Source organism: Clostridium sp. BSD9I1, assembly GCF_900185645.1.
Taxonomy (GTDB): Bacteria; Bacillota; Clostridia; order Clostridiales; family Clostridiaceae; genus Clostridium_AK.
The window spans coordinates 125,743-151,596 of the sequence record NZ_FYAM01000004.1; the positions used below are offsets into that span (position 1 = coordinate 125,743).

General features: G+C 30.4%; 26 protein-coding genes, 1 tRNA gene, 2 riboswitches and 1 other annotated feature. Of the genes, 15 read left to right on the plus strand and 12 right to left on the minus strand.

The genetic code is table 11. The features are described 5' to 3' along the window. The first annotated feature begins 32 nt into the window (after positions 1-32). Positions 33-146, plus strand: a riboswitch (FMN riboswitch). A 100-nt stretch (positions 147-246) separates the two neighbouring features. From BSD9I1_RS01110 to BSD9I1_RS01135, 6 genes are all read left to right on the plus strand, one after another. Continuing rightward, the gene (locus BSD9I1_RS01110) at positions 247-861 is read left to right on the plus strand and encodes an ECF transporter S component (protein WP_035304762.1); all 615 of its coding nucleotides are present in this window, start codon (positions 247-249) and stop codon (positions 859-861) included. 111 nt (positions 862-972) lie between these two features. Then, entirely contained in the window at positions 973-2,580 is a 1,608-nt protein-coding gene (locus BSD9I1_RS01115; protein WP_186428763.1) for a hypothetical protein, read from the plus strand. Positions 2,581-2,600: 20 nt separating this feature from the next. Next, positions 2,601-2,867, plus strand: a complete 267-nt coding sequence (locus BSD9I1_RS01120; protein ID WP_186428764.1) for an EscU/YscU/HrcU family type III secretion system export apparatus switch protein — start codon at positions 2,601-2,603, stop codon at positions 2,865-2,867. Positions 2,868-2,871: 4 nt separating this feature from the next. Continuing rightward, positions 2,872-3,558 (plus strand): metallophosphoesterase, encoded by a 687-nt coding sequence (locus BSD9I1_RS01125; protein WP_186428765.1) that lies wholly within the window; start codon positions 2,872-2,874, stop codon positions 3,556-3,558. A gap of 74 nt (positions 3,559-3,632) precedes the next feature. After that, complete coding sequence (locus BSD9I1_RS01130) at positions 3,633-3,917, plus strand: helix-turn-helix transcriptional regulator (protein WP_035304770.1); 285 nt, start codon at positions 3,633-3,635, stop codon at positions 3,915-3,917. 18 nt (positions 3,918-3,935) lie between these two features. Further along, positions 3,936-6,446, plus strand: coding sequence for a CoA-disulfide reductase (locus tag BSD9I1_RS01135; protein WP_186428766.1), 2,511 nt, complete (start codon positions 3,936-3,938; stop codon positions 6,444-6,446). A gap of 38 nt (positions 6,447-6,484) precedes the next feature. On the opposite strand, the gene BSD9I1_RS01140 is transcribed toward BSD9I1_RS01135, so the two are convergent. Then, on the minus strand, positions 6,485-7,375 hold the full coding sequence (locus BSD9I1_RS01140) for a DUF2225 domain-containing protein (protein ID WP_186428767.1): 891 nt from the start codon (positions 7,373-7,375) through the stop codon (positions 6,485-6,487). A 132-nt stretch (positions 7,376-7,507) separates the two neighbouring features. Between BSD9I1_RS01140 and BSD9I1_RS01145 the strand changes: the two genes are divergently transcribed. Next, positions 7,508-8,296 (plus strand): GTP pyrophosphokinase family protein, encoded by a 789-nt coding sequence (locus BSD9I1_RS01145; RefSeq protein WP_035304774.1) that lies wholly within the window; start codon positions 7,508-7,510, stop codon positions 8,294-8,296. Between the two features lie 37 nt (positions 8,297-8,333). Here BSD9I1_RS01145 and leuS read toward each other — a convergent pair whose 3' ends face one another. The 6 genes from leuS to BSD9I1_RS01175 all read right to left on the minus strand — a co-directional run bounded on the left by leuS (position 8,334) and on the right by BSD9I1_RS01175 (position 13,866). Continuing rightward, positions 8,334-10,769: a leucine--tRNA ligase gene (leuS, locus tag BSD9I1_RS01150; RefSeq protein ID WP_186428768.1), complete on the minus strand. Its 2,436-nt coding sequence runs from the start codon at positions 10,767-10,769 to the stop codon at positions 8,334-8,336. Between the two features lie 73 nt (positions 10,770-10,842). Continuing rightward, positions 10,843-11,049: a binding site (T-box leader), on the minus strand. 94 nt (positions 11,050-11,143) lie between these two features. Next, positions 11,144-11,219, minus strand: a tRNA-Gln gene (locus BSD9I1_RS01155). Positions 11,220-11,295: 76 nt separating this feature from the next. Then, on the minus strand, positions 11,296-11,811 hold the full coding sequence (locus BSD9I1_RS01160; RefSeq protein WP_242966375.1) for a hypothetical protein: 516 nt from the start codon (positions 11,809-11,811) through the stop codon (positions 11,296-11,298). Between the two features lie 34 nt (positions 11,812-11,845). After that, positions 11,846-12,451: a DnaJ domain-containing protein gene (locus BSD9I1_RS01165; RefSeq protein WP_186428770.1), complete on the minus strand. Its 606-nt coding sequence runs from the start codon at positions 12,449-12,451 to the stop codon at positions 11,846-11,848. Continuing rightward, entirely contained in the window at positions 12,435-13,316 is an 882-nt protein-coding gene (locus BSD9I1_RS01170) for a DUF5685 family protein (RefSeq protein ID WP_186428771.1), read from the minus strand. Before BSD9I1_RS01170 ends, BSD9I1_RS01165 begins: the two co-directional genes overlap by 17 nt. Position 13,317: 1 nt before the next feature. After that, positions 13,318-13,866 (minus strand): class IV adenylate cyclase, encoded by a 549-nt coding sequence (locus BSD9I1_RS01175; protein ID WP_186428772.1) that lies wholly within the window; start codon positions 13,864-13,866, stop codon positions 13,318-13,320. 170 nt (positions 13,867-14,036) lie between these two features. Between BSD9I1_RS01175 and BSD9I1_RS01180 the strand changes: the two genes are divergently transcribed. From BSD9I1_RS01180 to BSD9I1_RS01190, 3 genes are all read left to right on the plus strand, one after another. Beyond that, positions 14,037-14,243: a hypothetical protein gene (locus tag BSD9I1_RS01180; protein WP_186428773.1), complete on the plus strand. Its 207-nt coding sequence runs from the start codon at positions 14,037-14,039 to the stop codon at positions 14,241-14,243. A 34-nt stretch (positions 14,244-14,277) separates the two neighbouring features. After that, the gene (locus tag BSD9I1_RS01185) at positions 14,278-14,556 is read left to right on the plus strand and encodes a spore coat protein (RefSeq protein ID WP_186428774.1); all 279 of its coding nucleotides are present in this window, start codon (positions 14,278-14,280) and stop codon (positions 14,554-14,556) included. Between the two features lie 237 nt (positions 14,557-14,793). Next, the gene (locus tag BSD9I1_RS01190) at positions 14,794-15,828 is read left to right on the plus strand and encodes a nucleoid-associated protein (protein ID WP_035304783.1); all 1,035 of its coding nucleotides are present in this window, start codon (positions 14,794-14,796) and stop codon (positions 15,826-15,828) included. A 168-nt stretch (positions 15,829-15,996) separates the two neighbouring features. On the opposite strand, the gene fba is transcribed toward BSD9I1_RS01190, so the two are convergent. The 3 genes from fba to BSD9I1_RS01205 all read right to left on the minus strand — a co-directional run bounded on the left by fba (position 15,997) and on the right by BSD9I1_RS01205 (position 18,149). Further along, positions 15,997-16,941, minus strand: coding sequence for a class II fructose-1,6-bisphosphate aldolase (gene fba, locus BSD9I1_RS01195; RefSeq protein WP_186428775.1), 945 nt, complete (start codon positions 16,939-16,941; stop codon positions 15,997-15,999). Positions 16,942-17,091: 150 nt separating this feature from the next. Continuing rightward, entirely contained in the window at positions 17,092-17,472 is a 381-nt protein-coding gene (locus BSD9I1_RS01200; RefSeq protein WP_186428776.1) for a DUF4363 family protein, read from the minus strand. Positions 17,473-17,477: 5 nt separating this feature from the next. Continuing rightward, entirely contained in the window at positions 17,478-18,149 is a 672-nt protein-coding gene (locus BSD9I1_RS01205) for a DUF421 domain-containing protein (protein ID WP_186428777.1), read from the minus strand. Between the two features lie 120 nt (positions 18,150-18,269). Here BSD9I1_RS01205 and BSD9I1_RS01210 point away from each other — a divergent pair, with 120 nt between their 5' ends. The 3 genes from BSD9I1_RS01210 to BSD9I1_RS01220 are packed head-to-tail and all read left to right on the plus strand — an operon-like array spanning position 18,270 to position 21,002. Next, positions 18,270-19,928: a nucleoside kinase gene (locus tag BSD9I1_RS01210; protein WP_186428778.1), complete on the plus strand. Its 1,659-nt coding sequence runs from the start codon at positions 18,270-18,272 to the stop codon at positions 19,926-19,928. Positions 19,929-19,945: 17 nt separating this feature from the next. Then, positions 19,946-20,620, plus strand: a complete 675-nt coding sequence (gene sdaAB, locus BSD9I1_RS01215) for an L-serine ammonia-lyase, iron-sulfur-dependent subunit beta (RefSeq protein WP_035304792.1) — start codon at positions 19,946-19,948, stop codon at positions 20,618-20,620. 52 nt (positions 20,621-20,672) lie between these two features. Next, a complete protein-coding gene (locus BSD9I1_RS01220) occupies positions 20,673-21,002 on the plus strand; it encodes a hypothetical protein (protein ID WP_035304794.1) in 330 nt (109 codons plus the stop codon). A gap of 37 nt (positions 21,003-21,039) precedes the next feature. Here the strand turns inward: BSD9I1_RS01220 and pssA are convergent, their stop codons facing one another. Further along, positions 21,040-21,552, minus strand: coding sequence for a CDP-diacylglycerol--serine O-phosphatidyltransferase (pssA, locus tag BSD9I1_RS01225; protein WP_186428779.1), 513 nt, complete (start codon positions 21,550-21,552; stop codon positions 21,040-21,042). Positions 21,553-21,798: 246 nt separating this feature from the next. Here pssA and BSD9I1_RS01230 point away from each other — a divergent pair, with 246 nt between their 5' ends. Both BSD9I1_RS01230 and BSD9I1_RS01235 read left to right on the plus strand, forming a co-directional pair. Continuing rightward, a complete protein-coding gene (locus tag BSD9I1_RS01230) occupies positions 21,799-22,227 on the plus strand; it encodes a CBS domain-containing protein (protein WP_035304798.1) in 429 nt (142 codons plus the stop codon). A 176-nt stretch (positions 22,228-22,403) separates the two neighbouring features. Then, the gene (locus BSD9I1_RS01235; RefSeq protein WP_186428780.1) at positions 22,404-23,342 is read left to right on the plus strand and encodes a YegS/Rv2252/BmrU family lipid kinase; all 939 of its coding nucleotides are present in this window, start codon (positions 22,404-22,406) and stop codon (positions 23,340-23,342) included. A gap of 40 nt (positions 23,343-23,382) precedes the next feature. On the opposite strand, the gene BSD9I1_RS01240 is transcribed toward BSD9I1_RS01235, so the two are convergent. Continuing rightward, a complete protein-coding gene (locus BSD9I1_RS01240; protein WP_186428781.1) occupies positions 23,383-25,239 on the minus strand; it encodes a YgiQ family radical SAM protein in 1,857 nt (618 codons plus the stop codon). Between the two features lie 343 nt (positions 25,240-25,582). Then, a riboswitch (M-box (ykoK) riboswitch) is annotated at positions 25,583-25,748 on the plus strand. The last annotated feature ends 106 nt before the right edge of the window (positions 25,749-25,854 follow it).

The following is a 25,854-nucleotide window of genomic DNA, read 5'->3' on the forward strand; positions in this document are numbered from 1 at the left end:
GATTATAATAAAAATTAATAAAAAAATTTAATTTTTATCTTCAGGGCGGGGTGTGAGTCCCCACCGGCGGTAAAGCCCGCGAGCCGAAAGGCTGATTCGGTGTAATTCCGAAGCCGACAGTATAGTCTGGATGGAAGAAGGTATAATGGCTTTAGCTATTTGCGCCCTGATGTTATTTTGTTAGCATCAGGGATTTTTTATTATACCTAACCCAAAGAAGATATATAAAATTAGGAGGGTTAAAGTATGAGAGACTTTAAATTGAACAAGCTTATTAAGATTTCATTATTAAGTGTTATTGCATTTTTAATTCAGTACATTGAATTGCCACTACCACTTTTCCCAGAGTTTTTAAAAATTGATGCAAGTGATATACCTGCACTTTTAGGAGCTTTTGCATTAGGTCCTGTAGAAGGTGTAATTATAGAGTTATTCAAAAATATAATACATGGACTTATGGGAACAAAGACAGCTTTTGTTGGAGAACTAGCTAACTTCCTAGTAGGAGGAGCTATGGTTTTTGTTGCAGGTTACATGTACAAATATAATAAATCAAAGAAGATGGCTGTAATGTCCTTATTAGTAGGTAGCATATTTATGTCTATAGTTGCTGGGGTTTTAAATTATTATTTATTCTTACCACTATATCAAAAGGTGCTTCATATTCCTATGGAAGCCTTTGTACAAATGGGAAGTGCAGTTAACCCAGCAATAAAGGATTTAAAGACATTTATATTATGGTCCATAGTGCCATTTAACCTTATAAAAGGTGTTGTGGTATCAGCTATAACTCTTGGAATTTATAAGAGCGTATCACCACTAATTCACAGTGAGGCTAAAAAGGCAGCACGAAGTAACTAATTTAAAATGGTAGTAATCTAGTAAAATCTAGATGCTGCCATTTTGTTTTTTATGTTATTTAGGTTTATTATAAGTCAATCGATAATAGGATAAAAAAGGTGGGTAGGATTTATGGCTGGAATCTTAAATATAAACAGTAATTATAATATAAATTCAAGCAAAATCAAAGGGAAAATTTCTTTTGAAATAGGTCAGGTTTTTGCAGCAAGAATAGTATCTCTAGAAGAAACAGGGCAAGATATTTTATTAAAACTTTTAGACGGATGGCAATTTTCAGCTAAGCTTGAGAAGCCCTTGGAACTTATCCCAGAAGAACTAATAAAATTTAAAGTTGAAGGTTTTGAAGATGGGAAAATTAAGCTTAAAATTGTAAGGCAAGAAAGCCAAGGGGAGATCATAGAGGATACTTCTTTGGAAAACTTTTTAAAGAATGAATGTTTAAATATAAAAAGGGAAAATTATGGACTTTTAAGGGATATGATAAAACATAATATACCTCTTACTAAAGAAAATATAATAAATATTATATCTATAGAGAGCTTTAAAGAAAATGCCAATAAGGATGAAAATTATATCGATACATTTATAAATAAGTATTTATTAAATAAAAATATAAATCCTAGTTCAGCAGAAGGAAAAGGTGCAGTAGAAAATCTTAAAGTGTTTTTTAATAAACTTACAGAGCTAAACTCAAAAGAGATTATGACTTTTATAGAAAATAATATAGAATTAAGTTCTGAAAATATAGATAGTTTTAATAAGATATTCAAGGAAGAAGGCGCATCTGTCTATAATATTATCAGGGAAGGTAATATATCTGAGGAAGATAGCATGCCTCAACAAAGTGGTGTATATAAGGAAAGTAATACATCTCAAGAACCTCCAAAGGGCAGTATACTAAGTTTAAGAAAAGATGATTTTAGTGATCCAGTAGCAAAGGAGTTTAAAGATTTACCTAAAAGTTTAGTAAGTAATACAGAAAAAGACATAAAATTAAATGAAATAGGATTAAATGAAAATGATGATGAAAATACTAAATTAGAGGATATCCGTAACCTAAATAAAAAAAATATAATGGAAGCTAAACCTGAAAATTTAATAATAGAGAAGGATGCAAATATAGAAAAAAAGTTAAATGAAAGTTTTAAGCACAAGGCCATGGAAATGTTATCTGATAAGGTAAAGCAAGATATAGATATGAAAACTGAGGAAATTAAAAATACAATAAGTTCTCTAATAAAAAACATTAAAGAAGAAAATATATTATCAGAAGGGAAAATAGTCGGGTTCTTAAAACAGCATATAAATGATTTTAAAGTGTTTAACTCAGTATCTAATCAATATTATTACATGGATGTGCCTGTAAATGTGGATAATAGTAATTATGAATGTAAATTAATAATTAAGGATGAAAGAAAAAAGGGCAAAAAGATAGACAGTAAAAGCGTAAAAATAGCAGCATCCATTAATACTAAGAATATGGGAGAAGTAGATGCATTTATAAGTGTCAATAATGCTAATATAGATATCAATATTAAATCTCAAAAGGAATTTATTAACTTGTTAAAGAATAATATAAATAGTATTTCAGAATCCTTAACAAATTTAAATTATAATATATGTATAACTGTAGATAAAAAGGAAGAAAAATTTGATATAATAAATTGTAGGGATTTTTTTGATGATAGCTTTTTAGGTAATGTAAATGCAAGGGTATAAACTATTTTGAGGTGAATGATATGGAAAAGAAGAGAAAGGCTGCTGCTTTAAGATATGAACAAAATTATGATGCACCTATAGTAACAGCAGCTGGTATGGGGCATGTTGCTGATAAAATATTGGAAAAGGCAAAGGAAAATAGTGTTCCTGTAGTTTACGATGAAGAACTTGCCAATTTACTTACTAATGTAGATGTAGGAGAATCTATTCCCTATGAGATTTATGATGTAGTAGCTAAAGTAATAGCCTATGTAATGGAGATGGATGGAACGTTAGACGGAAGGTGAGAATATGGCATTATATGCAATATCAGATTTACATTTGTCATTTGAAGCAGATAAGCCAATGGGCATATTTGGAGAGAAATGGATTAACCATGAAGAAAAGATTAAAGAGAATTGGCTGGATACAGTAAATAATGAGGATACAGTTTTAATTGCAGGTGATATATCCTGGTCTATGAAAATGGAAGATGGTAAAATAGACTTAGAATGGATACATAACCTTCCAGGGAGAAAGATACTTATTAAGGGGAATCATGATTACTGGTGGACTAGTATATCAAAACTGAACAGTATGTATCAGGATATGAAATTTATACAAAATAATTACTTTTCTTATGGGGAGTATGCTATTTGTGGTACTAGAGGATGGATTTTGCCTGAAGCGGATAAATTTACAGAGCATGATAAAAAGATATATGATAGGGAACTTATAAGACTTAAGTTATCATTAGAGTCAGCTAAAAAGAGTGGATTTAATAAGTTTATAGTTATGATACATTATCCTCCAATAATCAATAATTCAGTAGATGCAGGATTGTTAGAAATATTTAATGAGTATAGTGTAGATAAGGTAATATATGGTCATATCCATAATGCGAATAAAGAAAGTCATTTTCAGGGAAAGATAGAGGAAATAGAATATAGTCTAACCTCGTGTGATTATTTGGATTTTGCTCCAGTAAAAATTTTATAATTTTTACTGGCTAAATTGTTGACAAATATATCGTAAAAACATAATATATAAATATAGCGATAGGGGGTATAAGAATGAATAACTATAACGAGGAATTATTTAAGGAAAAGGCAGAACTCCTAAAGGCTCTTGCCCACCCTGTACGTCTTTGTATAGTAAAAGGACTTTTAGAAAATGGTGGTTGTAATGTAACACATATGCAGAATTGCTTAAACGCACCTCAATCTACCATATCACAACATCTGCAAAAGTTAAGAAGTTTAGGAATAATAAAAGGTGAACGAAATGGACTTGAGATAAATTATACCGTGGCAAGCCCTTTAGTTAGGAAGTTAGTTGAAGCTTTATTTGAAGAATAATTTTTATGGAGGTATTCTATGAGTAAGAAGGTTTTAATAGTCGGAGGAGTTGCAGGTGGGGCATCTGCAGCAGCAAGACTTAGAAGATTAGATGAAGAAGCAGAAATTGTAATGTTTGAAAAAGGAGAGTATATTTCCTTTGCAAATTGTGGACTTCCATATCATGTTGGAGAAGCTATAAAGGAAAGAGAGAAGCTTATAGTGCAAACTCCAGAGGCAATGTCTGCAAGATTTAATATGGATATAAGAACAGAAAGTGAAGTTGTAGAGATAGATGTAAAAAATAAAAAGGTTAAAGTAAAAGGTAAAAATAAAGGTGAATATGAAGAAACTTATGATTATCTAATACTTTCACCAGGAGCAAAGCCTTTAAAGCCAACTATCGAAGGAATAGATAATGAAACAATATTTACATTAAGAAATATTCCGGATACAGATAAAATTAAGGGTTATGTAGATAATAATAACATTAAAAATGCAGTGGTTATAGGTGGAGGATATATTGGGGTTGAGATGGCAGAAAATTTAACTCATAGAGGAGTTAAAACAGTACTAGTTGAAGCAGCGCCACACATCCTTGCACCTTTTGATTCTGAAATGGTCGCTTATGCAGAAAAAGAACTTCAAGAAAACGGGGTAGGACTTGTGCTTGGAGATGGAGTAAAATCCTTTATGAAAGAAGGAGGAAGAACTTCAGTAGTACTTTCTAGTGGAAAGACATTAAAAGCTGACATGGTGGTACTTTCAATAGGAGTAAGTCCGGACACTGGATTTTTAAAGGATAGTGGAATTGAATTAGGACCTAAGGGTCATATCATAGTAAATGATAATATGGAAACAAATATTGAAAATGTTTATGCTGTGGGAGATGCCGTAGAAATAGTAGATTTTATAAATAAAAGTAAAGCGGCAATAGCTCTGGCAGGACCTGCTAACAAGCAAGGAAGAATAGCGGCAGATAATATTTCTGGTATAAAGTCAACCTTTAAGGGAACTCAAGGCACTGCAATTATAAAAGTATTTGATTTAACTGCAGCAAGCACTGGAAATAATGAGAGAACACTACAAAAGTATAATATGCCATATAAGGTTGTATATGTTCATCCACAATCTCATGCATCATATTATCCAGGAGCTATACCAATGTCTATAAAACTTATATTTAATGATGAAGGAAGAATACTTGGAGCTCAGGCCTGTGGATATGATGGAGTAGATAAGAGGATTGATGATATTGCCACAGCAATAAGACTTAATGGAACTATATATGATTTAGCAGAGTTAGAACTTGCCTATGCGCCGCCATATTCTTCAGCAAAGGACCCAGTAAATATGGCAGGTTTTGTAGCAGAAAATGTACTTACAGGAAAGATAGAAATGGTATCCCCTTTTGATGTGGATAACAGAGATAAAAATAATGTTACTTTAGTTGATGTATCCTCAACTATTGAATTTAACAGTGGTAGTATAGAGGACTCTATAAATCTACCTGTAGACACTATAAGAGAAAACTTAGATAAGTTAGATAAAAATAAAGAAATATGGTTATATTGTAGAGTCGGCCTTAGAGGATACATTGCAGCAAGAATATTAAAAGCTCATGGATTTAATGCAAAAGATGTAGCAGGTGGATATAAGACCTATGAAATGATTAAGTTTAAACCAGACGATGTAGATGAAAGCGATTTTGAGAATAATACACATATGAAAATTAATAATACAAATAAAGGTGTGGATAATGTGAATATGTCTGAAAATAAAGTGATAAATCATCCACAGGAAGATTTACAAATAACTAAGGAAATAGATATATGTGGACTTAGCTGCCCTGGTCCATTGATGCAGGTTAATGCAACAATGGGTGCAATGAAAGAGGGGGAAGTGCTAAAAGCTAAGGCATCTGATCCAGGTTTTTATGTGGACATTAAATCTTGGTGTCAAAGAACGAATAATACACTTTTAGACGCTAAAAAGGAAAAGGGTATGGTTACAGCAGTGATTAAAAAGGGTATTAATGAAAATGCAGTTAGTAGAGTAGAAAACTTAACAATGCCATCTAAAGATAACAAGACTTTGGTTGTATTTAGTGGAGATTTGGATAAGGCTATTGCATCCTTTATAATAGCTAATGGAGCTGTTGCTATGGGCAAAAAGGTTACTATGTTCTTTACTTTCTGGGGATTAAATATACTAAGAAAGCATGAAAAGGTATCTGTAGCAAAAGGATTTATGGATAAGATGTTTGGAATGATGATGCCAAGAGGAAGCAGACGATTAAAGCTTTCAAACATGAACATGATGGGAATGGGAGCGAAGATGATAAGAAATGTTATGAAAAATAAAAATGTAAGCTCCTTAGAAGAATTAATTCAGTCAGCTATAGATAGTGGCATAGAAATAGTTGCATGTCAAATGTCCATGGACGTTATGGGAATAAAGCATGAAGAACTTATAGATGGAGTTAAGATAGGTGGAGTAGGATATTACTTAGGAGAAGCTGAAGATTCAAACGTAAATTTATTTATATAATAATTTAAGAGGCATAAGATAAAGTTTATCTTATGCCTTTAGCTTTTTTTAAACAATTTTGAAAGAAAGCCTATATTTTTAGATTTAGATTCATCATTGCTTAAATCAACGGAGGGAGGCAACTCGGTAGTTTTTAACTCTTCTATAGCTTGTTTTTCTTTGATTAAATCCCTTTGGCCACGTGCCAAATCCTTAAGCTTTATACTAGAACCTTTAGAGGTTATGACATCTCCAAACCACTTTAAAGCCTTGTCATCCTGAGCTAGTCTTCGATTTAATTCTCCTATGAGATAGATTAAAGTGAACTTGTCCATACCGTATATAGGTAAATCTTCATTTAAATAAGCATCTTCAAAACCTTTAAGAGATTCACTTAAGAAAATATTTTCATTTTCCGTATCAGTTTTTAATCTATACATCCAAGCTATTTTTAAGCAAGTCATAGCTTTTTTGCTGGATTTAGAACCTATTACAATATAATTTAATAAGGCTAGTTTATATCGTTCAATAGCTATATCTTCATTGTATTCTTCGGGATATTCCCTTCCCTTCCATTTAGATTTAACTTTGGTGATTACGGCATTTACTTGCAGGTCACTTAATCTACCAAAGTCATTTTTTAACGATGCATATCCGCAATTATCACAAATCCATACATCGTAAAAATACGGATTTATAAGGCTAAATCTCATAAAGAGATCTGAATCTTTCGAGGCAAGCCTGTAGGAAGAAGTTTTCACAGCTTTAGCTTTAAATACATTGTTGCACACAGGACAGGATACTTCCTTTTCGTAGATATGGGATAATTTGTTGACTTCCTTTTTTTTATCCTCTACAATTGAAGTATTATTATCTTTTTTATATATATTTATATCGTTTAAGTTATCAAAGCCTAAGCTTTGTAAATCTGAAAAAATTTTATTACTCATTTTAATCACCATTTAACCCAATATTTTTGTAGTATATATATATTATTATATCAAAAATATTTAAAAGTGTTTTATGAATTCAAAATTTAGTATAGTATAATTATAAAGAATTAAAAGGAAGGTGGCGTTCATATGGCTATAAGGGAATGGAAAACTTTTTTAATACCTTATGAACAGGCTGTAGAAGAGCTAAAAGTTAAGTTTAGAAGTATAAGAACTGAATATAGAAGAAAAAATGAATATTCTCCTATAGAATTTGTAACAGGAAGAGTTAAGGAATTATCAAGTATTTTTGAAAAAGCAAATAAATTTGACATACCCTTAGATAAGATAGAATACGAAATGGAAGATATATCTGGTATTAGGGTAATGTGTCAATTTGTAGATGATATAGAAAAGGTAGTAGGGCTTATACGCCAAAGAAGTGATATGAGAATCATGTATGAAAAGGATTATGTTACTAACGTAAAGGGAAGTGGTTATAGAAGTTATCATGTTATTGTAAAATATCCTGTTAATATGGCAGATGGGACAAAGGATATTTTAGCAGAGTTTCAAATAAGGACCTTAGCCATGAACTTTTGGGCAACTATAGAGCATTCATTAAATTATAAATATAAGCATGATATACCTAAGGAAATAAGAAATAAACTTAAAGTTGCAGCAGACGCAGCATTTCAGCTAGATCAAAGAATGCTTGAAATAAAGGATGAAATAAAGGATGCTCAAAAAATATTTGAGGTAAAATCTAATATAGTATCAGATATTATGGACAATATCCTAATGCTATCATCGCTTGGTAAAACTTCGGAATCTACCAGGTATCAAGTTCAGTTAAATAAACTTGTTGAAGAAGGGGAAGTATCCGAATTAAATAACTTATTAAATGCTACAGAAAAAACATTAGATAGATATAAATAAAAATCCCGCTAAAATATTAGCAGGATTTTTATTTATATTATTTTACAACTATATTTACAAGTTTGCCTTTTATAACAATTACTTTAGCTATATTTTTTCCTTCTGTGTTCTTTTGAATTTCATCACAAGTAAGTGCGGCTTCTTTTATGGCATCTTCAGTTAAATTAGAAGGTACATTTATTCTTGCTTTGATTTTGCCATTTATTTGTATAGCTATTTCAACTTCATCCTTAATTAAAGCTTTAGGATCAAATTCAGGCCACTTCTCATTAAATACAGAGAAATCTTTTCCGAAAAGGTCCCATTGCTCTTCTCCAAAGTGAGGAGCAAATGATGATATAAGTTTTATAAAGTCAAGTATACATTCTTTTAAGAAAGAAGCATTTTTACTTTCTTCACTTAAATATTTAGATAAAGCATTTGTAAACTCCATAAGTCTTGCTATACAAGTATTAAACTGCATTTTTTCCACATCTTCTGTTATAGACTTAATAGTGGAATGTCTTATAAAGTTTAATTCCTTTTCAGTTTTATCTACAGTATTTTTATCATTTATAGGGTTTTGGATATATTCTCTAGAAGAACCTAGTATTCTTTCAACTCTATCTATAAATCTTGCTACAGATTTAATTCCATCGTCACTCCATGCTCCGCCTTCAGTATAATCAAAACCAAACATTAAATACATTCTAAACACATCTGCACCAAATTCAGTTATATAATCATCAGGTGAAATTGTGTTTCCTTTAGACTTACTCATTTTTTGTCCATCAGGTCCAAGTATAAGGCCTTGATGAGTTAAGGATGTAAATGGTTCATCAAAGTTTAAATAGCCCATATCTCTAAGTGCCTTTGTAATAAATCTAGCATATAAAAGATGCATGCAAGCATGTTCAGGGCCTCCTACATACTTATCCACAGGAAGTATTTCGTTAATCATTTCAGAATTAAAAGCTTCTTTATCATTTTTATTATCTGCATATCTTAAGTAATACCAAGAAGAACATACAAATGTATCCAAAGTATCTGCTTCTCTCTTTGCATGACCACCGCATACTGGGCAAGTAGTATTTATAAATTCCTCTGATTTAGCAAGAGGAGATTTACCATCTGGAGCAAATTCAACGTCATATGGCAGCTTTACTGGTAGCTGATCTTCAGGTACTGGGACAGTTCCGCACTTATCACAATGTATCATTGGAATAGGTGTACCCCAATATCTTTGACGAGATACAAGCCAGTCTCTTAATCTATAGTTTATTTTTTCTGAGCCTAATTTTTTGTCTTCAAGCTTTTTAACAATAGCGCTTCTTGCTTCTTCAGAATTTATTCCATTGAATTCTTCACTATTTATCATAGTTCCTGGGTCTGTATAAGGAAGATCTCCGCCATCTACAACTCTTTCAATTGGAAGATTGTATTTAGTTGCAAAAGCAAAATCTCTTTCATCATGAGCTGGAACGGCCATAACTGCACCAGTACCATAGGTATTTAATACGTAATCTCCAACCCAAATAGGAACCTTGCGTCCATTTACAGGATTTATAGCATAAGAACCAGTAAATACTCCTGTTTTTTCTCTAGTTATGGATTGTCTTTCTATATCAGATTGTTTTTTAGTTTCATCTTTATATGCTTCTACCTGTTCTTTATATTCATTTGTAGTAACCTTATCCACTAGTTCGTTTTCAGGGGCAAGCACCACATAAGTTACACCATACAATGTATCTGCTCTTGTGGTAAATACACTAAACTCTAAATTAGAGTTATCTATTTTAAAGTTAACTTCAGCTCCTGTAGATCTTCCAATCCAGTGTTTTTGCATTGATTTTGTTTTTTCAGGCCAATCTAGGGTATCAAGCTTTTCTAAAAGCTCATCTGCATAATCTGTAATTTTTAAGAACCATTGAGTTAAGTTCTTTTTTGTAACCTCTGTACTGCATCTTTCGCAGCTGCCATCAACAACCTGCTCATTTGCAAGAACAGTATTACAGCTAGGGCACCAATTAACAGGAGCTTTTTTTCTGTAAGCAAGACCCTTTTCATATAACTTTAAAAATAACCATTGGTTCCATTTGTAGTAATCTTCTTTACAAGTTATAACCTCATTTTCCCAGTTAAACATTGCTCCCATAGCTTTTAGTTGCTTTTCCATGGTTTCAATGTTTTTCATTGTGGAATCATAAGGATGTATTCCTGTTTTTATAGCAAAGTTTTCTGCAGGAAGACCAAAGGCGTCAAAACCCATAGGTTGAAATACATTATATCCTTGCATTTTTTTAACTCTTGCCCATGAATCTACAGGTCCGTAATTGAACCAGTGTCCCGCATGAAGTTTACTTCCAGATGGATAAGAAAACATTTCAAGAACATAAAGCTTTTTTCCAGGATTATTTTTATCGAATTTATATAGTTTTGATTCTTCCCACTTTTTTTGCCACTTTTCATCAATTTTTGTGCTGTAGTTAGCCATATATTATCGCTCCCTTTAATTTGAATTTTATATATATATTTATTTATAAAACAAAAAACCTTCGTCTCTTAATAAAAGAGACGAAGGTTTAAACTCCGCGGTACCACTCTATTTAAAGCTAAAGATTAGCTTTCACTTAAAATTTTAACGGAATAACCGTATCTGTTTTTCTACAGATAAGCTCCCAAGGCGAGTTCATAATTCATTACTACTGTTTTACACCACACAACAGCTCGCTAAAAGTAATAAAATTACTACTACTCCTGTTCAAAGCCTTTAAATATAAAATTTTATTAAATTTTATACTAAATAGATTTTAATGTCAATACCTATAAAGTTATAAAAGAAGAACTCTTGATTAACAAGAGTTCTTATGGCTGCCCATGCTGGACTCGAACCAACAGGATGCCTGCTCCAGAGGCAGGTGCCTTACCATTTGGCTAATGGGCATTATATCTATTTTTTTGTCGACCATATTGTCGACATTTATTATTATATCAAATTATTAAAATGTGTCAACAGTTTTTTATAAGTTTCTTAGAAGTTTTGTCTTAACATAATGTATTGCATAAGTTAACACATAGTCATAAAAATAGAAGGCTATTTCTAAGGCTATAATAAAAAGAGGTATAGGCAATTTGATTTTAGTTAAATCAACTTCTCCTAAAAATAAGAATTTGTATAAAAGATAACACAAAAATAAGCACAAATTAAAAAATAGATATTTTAAAAGCCATTCTAGCTTTGAATTTCTAATTCTTTCTATAAGAAATTTTATAATTCCATAGGTTCCAAAGAAAATAATATATAAAATAACTTGACCTCTAAGTCCTAGCAATAAAAAACTTATAATTGAAGTAGCAATGTAAACAGTAATAGTATTTTGTAAACTTGTAGATATTAAAGCTACAGGAGTTAAGGAGGAAGCTATTCCTAATATAAAAATTTTATTTGTAGGTATTATGGTGCTTAAGTATATTAATAAAACACCAAGGGCTGTGAGTAGGCCTCCTTTTGATATATGAGAACTTTTCAAAGTCATCATCTCCTAATTTTAACTTGTTATGGGTGCTAAATTAGCAACAGCTAATTAAATCTCCACCCAAACATTCGCAGCAGCAGTCAGCACAATAAAGTTTCAGGCATAAGTCACCCATACCATTATCATTTCTTCTAGTGGAATAATAAGGTTCCCTATAAGAGTTATTCATACTATTGATACGATTTAGGGCTTCTCTATATTCTGAATTTGAAGGGTCCATGTTACAAGCATTTCGAATATATTGATAAGAGGAATCATGCCAACCCTTTCTTAAGTATACAAGTCCCATAAGGTAATTCCATTCTGCATTTCTTACATTGATATTTTCTAGCTTTTGTTGAGCAGAATTAAAGTTGCCATTTTGTATATCCATTCTTATACTATTATAATCGCTGTAATTATTAGAATTAGAAGAGTTGTAATTATTATTAGAGCCACTATATGAAGTACTTTGACCGTTTTTCATAAGATAATCATAAGCTTCATTCAGTTCTCGCATCTTTTCTTCAGCTAAGTCCTTTAAAGGATTATTACCATATTGATCTGGATGATATTTTTTTGCCTGTTCTCTATAAGCTTTTTTTATTTCTTCCTGAGAGGCTCCTTGTTTAATACCTAACACTTCATAGGGATTTCTCATTTTCAAAAACACTCCTTTTAAAAACCTTGTTAATTTTTTCAATCATTCCTAATTGCAATATGTTATAAAGTAAATCATAATTTCTTTTTATAGGTAGCTTATCTAATAAGTAAGTACAAGTTCTTCCACAACTTAATAATGTAAATTCTATCCTATTTTCAATAGCCTCTTTAAAGTGTTCATAATTTAAATTGTCAGTATTTAACACTGAACTTATTGCATTAAACTTATTATTTTCCATATCCTTTTGTAAATCATCAAATGCATCTATTACATAAATCCATTTGCCTAAATTATATCCGAATTCTTGCATGTGTTTTTTTATGACTTTATCAGTTATAGTATATGATAAAAGGTAAGCTGTAAGCTCTCCAAATGGGTGACATAATGAATCTAATGTATGTTTTTGGGCACTTTTTTCCATATTGTAAAGTTCTTGCAGCTTATCCCTTGTAAAATCTGTGATTTCTTTATAATTATTAAAATATTTTTTCAAATAATATTTTAGCATAACAGAAGATAGCTTACTTTTAATACTTTTATCATCTTGTACATTATCTAAAAGTTTAAAATAAAACAGCATAACATTACAATAAGCTGCATAATTTAGAGCATCATTATCGATTATAAATAATTTCTTTTGTACAGGATGAACAACACAATGTTCTCTAGTGCTGATTATAGTATCTTCTTTTAAGGAATCCAATAAAATGCCTAAGAAGGTCATATCATAATTTAAAGACATTCTTGGAATATTTCCACAGTTATTTTTAATTGCTTTGCACAATCCGCAATAATAAGCTTTGAATTTTTCAAAATCCTTTATCTTAAGTTCCATTTTACAAGGAGTAACATAACCAAACATATTATAATCCTTTTCTTTGTTTAAATAATTCTATTAGTTCATATATACTTTTGGATGTGGTATCTTCCATAGTATAACCTAAAGTTTTAACTACTTCTTCTATTTCTTCAGAAGTTTGAGCTTCAATTTCTATATAAGGAAAAGGGCAAAAGCTTTCTTCATTAATATCTATTTCAATTAAAGCATTTTTATATTTATAACTTTCTCTATACTTTTTTATGCTTTGAGTAAGTTCAAGCCCTAAAGCTTTTAATATAGCTTTTCCTTCTTCACCACTCATTATTTCAACTTCATTTTCATCCATCACCTTAAATTTTTCGCTAGAACTTAAGGTTTTTACAGTTAAATAAAAGTTAGTAGAGTTCCTAAGTAGGTCTTCTACAGTGCGTATTCGTGCATAGCCATGTTCTTTTAATAAAGTTTTATCTGGAAAATCAAACAAATCATTTATTTGATTTTCTTCTTTTACTTTTGAGCAATTTAAAACTTTTAATTTATTTCTTAGTTCATTTAAATTTATATCAAGTATCTTAACTTCTAGTTCCTTCAATATAATCACTCCTTATAAATAAGATTATATCATAATTTATTACAATTAAATATTTTAAAACAAAGTAAATAAAGGAACTTATGCTAATAAAATATACAAATATTAAAATAAAATAAGGACAAAATATATAACGTCGGAGGAAATTTAAAAAAGTTTAAGGAGGAATACTTATGAATATGGGAAGTAAACAAATAGAAGAAAATAACTTAAGAGCTATTAAAGATGAACTTAATTATGAAGCATTAATGAATAAAAAGTTTAATTTATATGCTCAGTATTGCACAGATGAACACTTAAAAGAACTATGTCATCAATCAGCAGCAGTTCACAAGCAAAATTTTAGTGATTTAAGATCTTATTTAGAATCTCATCAATAAATAAAATTTAAAATAAATTTAGGAGGTAATTTATATGCATACTTCACCAAATTTAACTGAAAAAGAATTAATGCAGGATCTTTTAGCTACAGAAAAACAAGTAGTTTCATCTTATAGTACAATGATTACAGAAACCTCTTGTCCTAATCTAAGGGCAGTACTTGTTAATAATTTTAAAAATGTAGAGGGAACACAATATAAAGTTTTTGATGCTATGAAACAAAAGGGGTGGTATCAAACTAAAGATGCTGCTCAAAATGAAGTTCAACAAGTAAAAAGTCAAGCTTCACAGATGCAACAAGAATTGAGATAATATAAAAGGAAAGCTCGCATTATATGGCGAGCTTTTTTTTATGTAATATTTATAAGGATTTACGACTTAGTATATATTGATATAATATTGAAAAGATTACAAATTTTATTTATTATAGTAATATACCGTTTTACTTTATTTCTACAGAAATTGAGGTGAATTGACAATTATTTAAGGATACTTAATAATTAATGGGGAATACGTACTTATAATTATTTTATTTATGGAGGGTTTAAAGTGGATTATATAAGTGAGGTAAACATAAATGAAGCGATAATACATGTATTGGATAACAACGCGGATGAACCTATATTGAATGAACAAAGATTAACATTAAATGAAGAAGTATATACCTTTCTACTTAAACACATTCAAAGATGCTTAAAGGATGAAGAACTTAAGTATGCTAAGTTTAAGGAAGAGAGAAATATCATAAAAGAGCTAAGCCAAGAATATTTATCTGCTCAAGGAAATTTCATAGAAGTATCAAAGGAAATAGGGAGACAATTATTCATATTAATGCAGTCTAATGGGAATATACCTTCCGCAGATCTTATAGTAGTAAGTATATCAACAGAAAGAGGAAATATGATTGGAATTATAAAGATGGATTATGTTAAAAATTACACTCATAGTATAAACTTTAATGGAGAAAAAATTGATATAGATATAATTCCAGACCATACAGGACTTCCAGCTAGCAGTCAAAAGATACAAAAATGTGCATTTATAAAATTTATAGATCCAGAACAAGAGTATGATTTACTAGTTATGGATAAGCAAAAAAAGAATAAAGAAGAAGAGTATGGCTCCAACTATTTTATAAATAAGTTTTTAGGTTGTAAAATTGTTGAAAATGAAAGGGATATGACCAAAAACTTTGTAAGAGCTGCAGAAGAATGGACTAGAACAAACTTTAATGAAAATGCAGATAAGGCGGAAAAGGTAAGGAGTTCTATTAAGAAAAAGCTTAAACAAGAAGAAAACTTGAACTTACATGAAGTAACAGATCATATATTTGGCGAAGACAAAGAAAAAAAAGCAAGTTTTGTGGATTACGTTTCTTCAGAAGGAGTTCAAGATAATATAATATTAGATAGAGATTGGATAGAAAAAAAGTTTAAAAGAATAAGATTAAAGATAGATAAGGACATTGATCTTTATATAAACGAACAAGCCTATGATGATATAAATAGATTTCAAATACATAGGAATGGGGATGGAACTATAGATATTGTTATAAAGGGAGTTGTTAATTATATTGAAAAGTAATATTAGGGGTTAGGAGTAAGGCACTAGGAATAAGAATTTAAAAGAATTTCTAGTGCCTAATCTCTGCTCAAATAAGAAACAAATAGCTTCAACTTAAAAAGTAACCCATCAGTTTTAAATATAACTGATGGGTTACTACAATATTCTCAGTATTAACTATTAATTAAATTAAAGGCTGTTAGATGAACCTAAAACATTTTTAATTTTGTTTTGAACAAGACCTTCTATAGCTTCTCTTCCAGCACCTAAGTATTTTCTTGGGTCTATTTCTTTTGGATTTTGTGCTAAAACTTTTCTTATGGAAGCTGTTAACGAAAGTCTTAAATCTGTATCCATGTTTATTTTACAAACAGCCATGGAAGATGCTTTTCTTAACATTTCATTAGGAACTCCCTTTGCTCCAGCAATTTCTCCACCAAATTCATTGCACATTTCAACGAAAGTAGGTTCTACGGAAGAAGCACCATGAAGAACTATTGGGAAGTTGTGTATTCCTTCTGCTTCAAGTTTTTCTGTTATAGAAGCTAGTCTATCAAAGTCAAGTTTAGCCTCTCCTTTAAATTTGTAAGCTCCATGACTTGTTCCAATAGCTATAGCTAAGGAATCAACTCCAGTTCTCTTTACGAAATCAACTGCTTCGTTAGGATCTGTATATGTAGCTTCATGACTTGCAACTTTAACATCATCTTCTACACCAGCAAGTTTACCAAGTTCAGCTTCTACTACAACTCCTTTGGAGTGAGCATACTCTACAACTTCTTTTGTAAGTCTTACATTTTCTTCATAATCATAATGAGAACCATCAAACATAACAGATGTAAAGCCAGATTCTATGGCAAGTTTAACTTGATCCATGTTAGCACCGTGATCTAAATGTAGTGCAATATCAATACCCGTGTCTTCAATAGCAGCATCAACCATATGTTTTAAATATTTAGGCCCAGCATATTTTAATGCACCAGCAGAAACTTGAAGAATAACAGCAGAGTTTTCAGCTTTTGCAGCATTTACAACTCCTTGAATTATTTCCATGTTATTAATATTGAATGCACCTATTGCATATTTCCCTTCAAAAGCTTTTTTAAACATTTCCTTTGTTGTAACTAAAGCCATTTATATCACCTTCCATACCAAATTTGTATTTATACTATATATATTATAAATCATGGTAAAATAATTTGCTACAATTATTATAAAATATTACACAATGTTTGCATTTAGAGAAAGAAGTGTAGCATATATATTATAAATGAGTAATAAATATCAAAATATATTTTGAGTGTTAATTTTTTCTAGATTAAGTATATGCTCAAATAAAAATTTTATAGCATAAATGCTCGCCATAGACTCATCTTTGTTATGATAATTAACATATTGTGTTAGTTTGCTAATTTCACTATGAATATTATCTATTTCTCGATGATGCACGAATATACATATTTTATTAGAGTGTGTATTCCATTCAGTCATAAGTTTTTTTACAGTAATATTAGCTTCATCCCATTTTTCTTCTATAATAAGTTTTTCTAGGTTACTATTAGTTGCAGACATGGAAGTACAAGTGTTTGAAAGAAAAAATATAGAATAAATCATTGTACTTATCATAGTTAAAAATAAGATTAGGGGAAGGAATATGTTTTTCATAAAAGTCACTTCCTTTTTTGATAATAAAGCTCTCCTTTAGAATTTATTAATGCTATAAAAACCTCATCTATAGAACTCACTCCAGAAGACTTTAGTTTTGACAAAAGTTTATTTTCAGTCATTTTAACAAGTTCCAAGTTTTCATGATTTACTTTTCCATCAAGAATTAAGGTTATAGGAAGACTATCTTGTTTTGTTTTAATATTCAAATCTTGTTTTGTAACAGGAGTAGAATCCGTCTTAGGTATAATAGATAGTTGACCACTAGTTTCTAAAATAGCATATTGAACATCTTGGATATTATAAAAACCCTGAAGACGGAGCTCCTCCATCAAGTCATTTATATTAAATTTTTGGTGTTTTAGTTCATTGATATCTATTTGCCCATCTTCTATCAAAATACTAGGTTTCCCATTTACTATATTTCTAAGTTTTTCACTTTTCAATTGTAATATTACTAGCGAAGCTTGCAAAACTATTAAAGTTATTATAGGTATAACTCCATGAATTAATGGTACTTCTGTATCTTGCATTGGAAGTGATGCTAGTTCGGAAATCATTATAGTTATAGCAAGTTCAAAAGGCTCTAGCTGACCAATTTGTTTTTTACCCATTATTCTCATAGCTATAATTACTATAAAGTATAATATAATAGTTCTTATAAGTACTATAAACAAAATATCACCCCTCTATAATGTATATTTTTTCTTAAAAATTTCAAAATTATTAGTAAAGTTAGATTAATTTTCACAAATTTAAAGTATAATATTAGTACAATAAATATAGGGGGATAATATATGGCACAGTTTAAATTAAATTTATCAGGCTCAAAGAATGTGATTGTAGAAGAAGGTACCGATATTAAATCTGTAGTAGATAAATACTTAAGTGATATTAAGCTTCCAGCCATTTTGGGAAAAATAAACTATCAGACTTATGAACTTAATAGCCCTGTGAAAGAAAGTGGTACTCTTCAAGTAATTGATATTACAAACAGTATAGGGCTTAAGGCTTATATAAGAACTCTTCAGTTTATACTTATAAAGGCTGTATTAGATATTTTCCCCAATGCTAAAATAAGTATAGAACATTCCTTAAGTAAGGGAATATATGGAGAAATAGAAAAAGAAACCCCTTTAAATGAGGAAGAAATTATAAAGATTAAGGATAAAATGAAAGATCTCATAAGTTTAGATATTGTAATAAACAAAGTAACTGTTAAAAAGGAAGAAGCCATAAAAATATTTAGCAGTTATGGTATGGATGACAAAATAAGGCTTTTAAAACACGTTAATTTAGAAAAAGTAAGTCTTTATGAGTTAGATGGAAGATATGACTACTTTTATGGGCAAATGGCACCATCTACTGGAGTTATTCAAATGTTTGATTTAATATATTATAAACCAGGTCTTCTTTTAAGATACCCTACAGAAGAAAATCCATTCAAGATTCCAGAGTTGATAGAGCATAAAAAGCTTGCTAAAATTTTTAAAGAAACAGAGGAATGGGGAAGAATATTAGATGTAGCAGATGTAGGATCATTAAATGATAAGGTTGAATCAGGAGAAATGATAGATATAATAAGGGTAGCAGAAGCACTGCATGAAAAAAAGGCAGCATATATTGCAGATATGATAAGTGAAAGAAAGAATACAAAGCTTATATTAATTGCAGGTCCATCATCATCTGGTAAAACAACCTTTGCCAGAAGACTAGGCATACAACTTAGAGTTAATGGGCTTATTCCTGTTCCGCTAGGTCTGGATGACTATTTTGTAGACAGAGATAACACTCCTAAGGATGAAAATGGAGAGTTTGACTTTGAATCTATATTTGCTCTTGATTTGGCGCTTTTTAACAAGAACCTTCAGCAAATACTTAGTGGAATGGAAGTTGAAATACCTACTTATAATTTTAAAAAAGGAAAGAGAGAATGGAATGGAGAAAAAATTAAACTTCCTCCCAATGGAATACTTATAGTAGAAGGTATACATGGATTAAATGAAATGCTTACTGCATCTATTCCTTTTGAAAATAAATTTAAAATATATATAAGTGCCCTTACTCAGTTAAACCTTGATAATCACAATAGAATATCTACAACGGATGTTAGAATAATGCGTAGAATTGTAAGGGATTATTTATCAAGGGGCTATGGAGGAGAAGAAACATTAAAAATGTGGCCTTCCATAAAGAGGGGAGAAGAAAAAAATATATTTGTATACCAGGAAAATGCTGATGTAATGTTTAATTCAACGTTAGTGTATGAGTTATGCGTTCTGAAAAAATTTGCTTTAAGTGAATTGAATAAAATACAGCCTGAAAGTAGTGTTTATTATCAGGCGCAAAAGCTTAAGAGCTTTTTAAACTTCTTTAAGGACGTAGACGTGAGCTTTGTACCTGAAAATTCAATTTTAAGAGAATTTATAGGGGGAAGTTGTTTTTATAAGTACTAAAGAAAAGGTGGTTTAATATGAAAAAGTTTGGTGTATTCGATATTGTAGGACCTATAATGATAGGGCCATCAAGTTCTCATACTGCTGGAGCAGCAAGACTTGGAAAGATAGCTAGAATTATAGCAGGCAAGGGAATAAAGTCTGTGGAATTTTACTTGCATGGTTCTTTTGCCAAAACTTATAAAGGACATGGAACGGACAGAGCATTAGTTGCTGGAATACTTGGCATGGATCCGTGGGATGAAAGACTTAGGGATTCCATAAAAATAGCTAAGGATAAGAATATAGATATAACATTCCATGAAGCTGATTTAGGAGATGTCCATCCAAATACGGTAAAGTTTATAATTCATAAGGATGATGGAGCTATAATAGAAGTAATGGGTTCTTCGGTAGGAGGAGGAAATATTGAAATAACTAGAGTAAATGGTGAAGAGATTGAATTTACAGGGGCGTACCCTACTCTTATAATAAATCATATAGATATTCCGGGTATGATTTCTAAAGTTACTGCATTACTATATGAAGGGAATATAAATATTGCCTTTATGAAGGTATATAGAAGTAAAAGAGGAGCAAATGCAACTATGGTATTTGAAACAGATAGCATAGTAGAAGAGAATATAGTACAAAGGATAAAAGATATTCCTTATATAGGGAGTGTCAAAGTAATAAGTCCTACAGAGGAATAAAATTTTAGCTAACTAAGTATACTTAAATAGGAAAAATATTTAAGAGGTGACTATGTCTCACAGAAAGGTAGTTCAAGATTACTATTTAGATATTAATAATTTAGCGGATTTACTGACTAAGTTTACTAATTCTTATAGACTTCTAATTGGAGGTGCTCAAGAGTTAAATGGTATAGCATTAGCTAGTAAAAATGATGTAAAGAAAGCACTACAAAGAGCTAATGAACTAGGGCTCGTTATTGATGATCTTATAGATGTTTTAGATGTATGTGGATGTAATTATATGAACTACTGCAAATTAAAATCTCATGTTATAAAGGCTAAAATTCAAATAAGAAATATTGAAACAGAAGTGGATGAAGAATTAAATCTAAAAGAATAGCTCATTGTAAATTTTTAAAACTTACAATGAGCCTTTTTTATACTTTTTTAAATCTTAATTTGCTTATCATAAGATAAGAGAACATTACCACTAAGATTATTGGCAATATAGGTTGCGCCACTCTATCTATAGTTAATAATGAATAAAGAGCTAAAAAGGAACCGGCTGCAGTAATAGGCACACCAGTAAATAATCCATCAAAGGATGTTATGTTATATCTTGCTAATCTATATGCTCCTGACATAGGGAAAATCAACAATAAAAGATAACCTAAAAGTCCTAATTCTGAAAAGCTATATAAGTTAAATACTAATATAGAAGGTGCAACTCCGAAGGATACTAGATCCGCTAATGAATCTAATTCTTTCCCAATCTCGCTTGATACATCTAAAAATCTAGCTACCCTACCATCATATCTATCTATTAATCCAGCAATAAGAATAAATAGAGAGGCCATTTTATAATCAGCTTGAAAAGTCATAATTAAAGACAATACCCCAAAAGCCAAATTACTTAAAGTAAAAATATTAGGGACTGCGTTTTTGTTCATTAAAATATCAACTCCTAAAAATTTTTAATAAATACAATAATATAAATGCGGTTACTATATATTATAACTCAAATCTAATTTATAATTAATAAAAACTTAAAAAAATTATTAAAATTTTTATGAATTAATAATTTTAACAATATTTTACTAGCAAGTATCCTAATAAGTTTAGATTTATATAAATCATATAAAGTATAGTATTATAAATAAATATTCAGGAGAAACTATGACGGGAGGTGTTATGATATGAAAGTAAAAGATATTATGACAAAAAATGTAGCAAGTTTAAATCCAGAGGATACTGTAGAGCATGCAGCACAACTTATGAAGGAATATAACATAGGATCTCTTCCGGTGTGTAATGAAGAGAAGGTAATAGGCATAATTACAGATAGGGATATAGCTATAAGATCCTCAGCAGAAGGAGAGAATGTTCAAAAGCAAACAGTTAGAGACATAATGACATCTAATCCTGTAACTATAAAAAGTGATATAGATGTAGAAGATGCAGCAAGAATAATGAGTGAAAGACAAATAAGAAGATTACCAGTAATTGAAAGTAATAATTTGGTAGGAATGCTTTCTTTAGGAGACGTTTCTGTGGAATCAGGTTCAAATGAAACTGCAGGAGAGGCTTTAAGTAATATCTCAGAACCAAGTACACCTTTGTTATAATAAGGCATCCATTTAGAAAAGCAATTTGTAACAAAATAAAAAAATTTATTAACTATCATTTAAAGCCAAATCCACAAGCTTTGTGTATCTTGTGGGTTTGGTAAATATATACTATAATAATTAAGGAAACATCTTATAATTCTGTATGGGTTATTTAAAAAAATAGGAGATCTAGTATGAAAAAAGTAAAATTTATTTATAATCCTTATTCAGGTGAAAATTCAATAATTTCTGATCTGGATAATATCGTAAAAATACACCAAAGATATAACTATTCTATAGTCCCTTATAGAATAAGTATGGACTATGATTTATCTAAAGCTTTTGATGATATAGACGAGAGTTTTAGTTACATATTGGTTGCTGGAGGAGATGGAACCTTAGATAATGTAGTGAATCATATGAGGAACTTGAATATAAATAAACCTATTGGTATACTTCCCGTGGGAACTGCAAATGATTTTGCTAAGTATTTAGGCATACCTCAAGATGTAGAAGAAGCTTGCATTCAAATTTTAAATAGTAAACCTAAGGGTGTAGATTTAGGGAAAGTTAATGATAAGTATTTTTTGAATGTAGCAAGTACGGGTTTATTTACAGATATATCTCAAAAAACAGATGTGAATTTAAAAAATAGCTTAGGTAAGCTGGCTTACTATGTAAAAGGGATAGAACAAATACCTAATTTTAGAAAGCTAAGGGTTAAAGTAACCTCGGAAGAAATAACTTATGATGGTGATATGTATTTAATGTTAGTGTTCAATGGACAAACAGCTGGAAATTTAAAATTAGCATATAAAGCCCAGACGGACGATGGCCTATTAGATGTTATTATAATTAAGGCAGCAACTATTAGAGATATGATACCTCTGTTTATAAAAATGATAAGAGGGGATCACTTAGAAGATACTACAAGTATATTGTATTTTAAGACAGGTAATTTACAGGTAGAAACAGAAGAAAATATTGTTACAGATATAGATGGAGAAAGAGGACCAGATTTTCCTCTTACAATTGAATGTATAAAAGAAGGCATTCAAATGCTTGGCATTGATATAAATCAAGAAAAACATAGTTTAAAAAGACCTGGACTTATAAGGGCAAGATTAAAATAACAAAATGGATACAGAATAAAAATTCTGCATCCATTTATTTTTAGCGTTTTTTTGATTTCTTATTTTTGATATTCCGTTTATTTGATGAGTTTTTAGGCTCTTTATCTCCAATAAGGCAATGGGCGCCTTTTCCAATAAGGTCTTGACGATTACATGCTATAAGGGCATCTTTAACTGTATTATAATTTTTAGGTATTTTAAATTGAAGCAAAGCCCTTTGCATATTTTTTTCCTTTTGAGTTTTAGGTGTATATACTTTTTCTCCTGTAAGGGGATTTATTCCAGTGTAATATATAGTAGTTGAGAGACTGCCAGGAGTAGGGTAAAAATCCTGCACTTGTTCAGGAATGTATCCCATTTGCTTTATATATTGTGAAAGTTCAACTGCTGCATTTAAGTCACTACCAGGATGGCTAGACATCAGGTAAGGGACCAAATATTGTTTTTTATCTAAATTTTTATTTATAGATTTATATTTATTTATAAACTTTTCGTATACATCATTATTAGGTTTTCCCATATATTTTAATACTTTGTTACTTATATGTTCAGGAGCAACCTTTAGCTGACCGCTTACATGATGTTTACATAAGTCTTTGAAAAAATCATCCTTTTTGTCAAGCATTAAATAATCAAATCTAATACCTGAACGAATGAACACCTTTTTAACATTGGGCAGAGATCTTACTCTTCTTAAAAGACCTAGATATTCACTATGATCTACAATTAAATTTTTGCACGGAGTTGGAAACATACATTGTCTATCTTTACAAGTACCTTTAGTTTCTTGAATTTTGCAAGCTCTGTGTCTAAAATTAGCTGTAGGACCACCTATATCATGAATATAACCTTTAAAGTCAGGAAGAGTAGTTAAAAGTGTTGCTTCATCTACTATAGAGTCTTGGCTTCTGTTTTGAATAACCCTTCCTTGATGAAAGGTTAAAGCACAAAATGAGCAAGAACCAAAGCATCCTCTATGACTTGTAATGGAAAACTTAACTTCTGTTATAGCAGGAATTCCACCATCTTTTTCATACATTGGATGATAGGTTCTGGTAAATGGAAGGTTATAAACCTCATCCATTTCCCTTTCTGTCAAAGGAACTTGCGGTGGATTTTGAACTATATATTGCTCGCCGTGTTTTTGTACTACAGTTTTTCCTCGAATGGCATCTTGTTCATAGTACGAAAGCTTAAAGCTCTCGGCATAGGATTTTTTATCTTCTACGCACTCTTCAAATGAAGGAATTTCCACAAAGTCATTTAAATAACTTATATCTTTTGTAGAATATACAGTACCTAAAACATTATTTATTTTAGAGATATCCATTCCGTATTTTAAAAGATCTGCAACTTGAATAATGATTTTTTCTCCCATGCCGTATATTAATAAATCAGCTTTAGAATCTAATAAAATGCTTCTTCGTATTTTATCATCCCAATAATCATAATGTGCAAATCTTCTAAGGCTACCTTCGATTCCTCCTATTATAATAGGAACATCCTTGTATGCTTCACGAGCACGATTGGAGTATACTATTACAGCCCTGTCTGGCCTATAGCCAGATTTACCTCCTGGAGAATATAAATCATCATGGCGCCTTTTTTTAGAAACAGTATAATGATTAACCATGGAATCAATATTCCCTGAATTTATTAAAAAGGCATATTTAGGTTTTCCTAAAGCTTTAAAGCTCTCCGCACTTTTCCAGTCAGGTTGAGCGATTATGCCTACCGTATATCCCTGGCTTTCTAAGACTCTACTTATTATAGCAGAGCCAAAGGATGGGTGGTCAACATAAGCGTCGCCTGTTATAAGTACAAAGTCAAGCTGACTTATGCCTCGTTGTTTTAAATCCTGTTTATTTACAGGTAAAAAATTTTTATTTAAATTCATATTTATAATAAACTCCTATTCTAATTTTATAGTTTATTGTGTACATATTATAAAGCCTTCTAATTATACTATTATAATCTATTTTGTTAGGTAGTAAACATATTTTAAGAAATATCTAGAAATTTACAAGGAGTAAGAATTTTAATGAATTATTTGTAAAAAAGTATATTTTCTTAATAAATTGAATACATAATTCATAGGAAACAGTAAATAATAGATAAAAACTGTAGATTTTTTAATCCAAATGTATGTGAAGCTATTTATTAAGGAGATTTAAAGAAATATCAAATTTTATGGTTGCAAATTCTTTATTTAGTAATATAATAGTAGTATAATAAAATTTAAAATTTAAGGTTAGGTGAGGCTCCTATATAGAGATACGCTGCTGCCCGGAAACATCGAGAGATGCCAATGGGTCAACAAGTACTACCGAATTAAGGTTTTATTTAACGTAGCTGGACTTTGTCCTCATGCTATATAGTGCTAAAACTCAACGAAAATTATTTTTGTTTGTTTTAGGGAGCCTTTGCGCTCTTTTTGTTTTTTGATTAAGTAATCAGGTGGTGAATTTAAATGGAAAGTGGCCCTCGTAGTGGTCGGACAAACTTAAAAAAA

What these genes read in the sequence shown, in the direction of transcription:
- BSD9I1_RS01230 (WP_035304798.1), top strand. Translation starts at nt 21,799, where the DNA reads ATGAAAGTAAAAGATATTATGACAAAAAATGTAGCAAGTTTAAATCCA.
- BSD9I1_RS01140 (WP_186428767.1), bottom strand. Translation starts at nt 7,375, where the DNA reads ATGAGTAATAAAATTTTTTCAGATTTACAAAGCTTAGGCTTTGATAAC.
- BSD9I1_RS01125 (WP_186428765.1), top strand. Translation starts at nt 2,872, where the DNA reads ATGGCATTATATGCAATATCAGATTTACATTTGTCATTTGAAGCAGAT.
- BSD9I1_RS01200 (WP_186428776.1), bottom strand. Translation starts at nt 17,472, where the DNA reads ATGAAAAACATATTCCTTCCCCTAATCTTATTTTTAACTATGATAAGT.
- BSD9I1_RS01130 (WP_035304770.1), top strand. Translation starts at nt 3,633, where the DNA reads ATGAATAACTATAACGAGGAATTATTTAAGGAAAAGGCAGAACTCCTA.
- fba (WP_186428775.1), bottom strand. Translation starts at nt 16,941, where the DNA reads ATGGCTTTAGTTACAACAAAGGAAATGTTTAAAAAAGCTTTTGAAGGG.
- BSD9I1_RS01180 (WP_186428773.1), top strand. Translation starts at nt 14,037, where the DNA reads ATGAATATGGGAAGTAAACAAATAGAAGAAAATAACTTAAGAGCTATT.
- BSD9I1_RS01210 (WP_186428778.1), top strand. Translation starts at nt 18,270, where the DNA reads ATGGCACAGTTTAAATTAAATTTATCAGGCTCAAAGAATGTGATTGTA.
- BSD9I1_RS01145 (WP_035304774.1), top strand. Translation starts at nt 7,508, where the DNA reads ATGGCTATAAGGGAATGGAAAACTTTTTTAATACCTTATGAACAGGCT.
- sdaAB (WP_035304792.1), top strand. Translation starts at nt 19,946, where the DNA reads ATGAAAAAGTTTGGTGTATTCGATATTGTAGGACCTATAATGATAGGG.
- pssA (WP_186428779.1), bottom strand. Translation starts at nt 21,552, where the DNA reads ATGAACAAAAACGCAGTCCCTAATATTTTTACTTTAAGTAATTTGGCT.
- BSD9I1_RS01235 (WP_186428780.1), top strand. Translation starts at nt 22,404, where the DNA reads ATGAAAAAAGTAAAATTTATTTATAATCCTTATTCAGGTGAAAATTCA.
- BSD9I1_RS01160 (WP_242966375.1), bottom strand. Translation starts at nt 11,811, where the DNA reads ATGACTTTGAAAAGTTCTCATATATCAAAAGGAGGCCTACTCACAGCC.
- BSD9I1_RS01185 (WP_186428774.1), top strand. Translation starts at nt 14,278, where the DNA reads ATGCATACTTCACCAAATTTAACTGAAAAAGAATTAATGCAGGATCTT.
- BSD9I1_RS01165 (WP_186428770.1), bottom strand. Translation starts at nt 12,451, where the DNA reads ATGAGAAATCCCTATGAAGTGTTAGGTATTAAACAAGGAGCCTCTCAG.
- BSD9I1_RS01110 (WP_035304762.1), top strand. Translation starts at nt 247, where the DNA reads ATGAGAGACTTTAAATTGAACAAGCTTATTAAGATTTCATTATTAAGT.
- BSD9I1_RS01220 (WP_035304794.1), top strand. Translation starts at nt 20,673, where the DNA reads ATGTCTCACAGAAAGGTAGTTCAAGATTACTATTTAGATATTAATAAT.
- BSD9I1_RS01170 (WP_186428771.1), bottom strand. Translation starts at nt 13,316, where the DNA reads ATGTTTGGTTATGTTACTCCTTGTAAAATGGAACTTAAGATAAAGGAT.
- BSD9I1_RS01115 (WP_186428763.1), top strand. Translation starts at nt 973, where the DNA reads ATGGCTGGAATCTTAAATATAAACAGTAATTATAATATAAATTCAAGC.
- BSD9I1_RS01240 (WP_186428781.1), bottom strand. Translation starts at nt 25,239, where the DNA reads ATGAATTTAAATAAAAATTTTTTACCTGTAAATAAACAGGATTTAAAA.
- BSD9I1_RS01135 (WP_186428766.1), top strand. Translation starts at nt 3,936, where the DNA reads ATGAGTAAGAAGGTTTTAATAGTCGGAGGAGTTGCAGGTGGGGCATCT.
- leuS (WP_186428768.1), bottom strand. Translation starts at nt 10,769, where the DNA reads ATGGCTAACTACAGCACAAAAATTGATGAAAAGTGGCAAAAAAAGTGG.
- BSD9I1_RS01120 (WP_186428764.1), top strand. Translation starts at nt 2,601, where the DNA reads ATGGAAAAGAAGAGAAAGGCTGCTGCTTTAAGATATGAACAAAATTAT.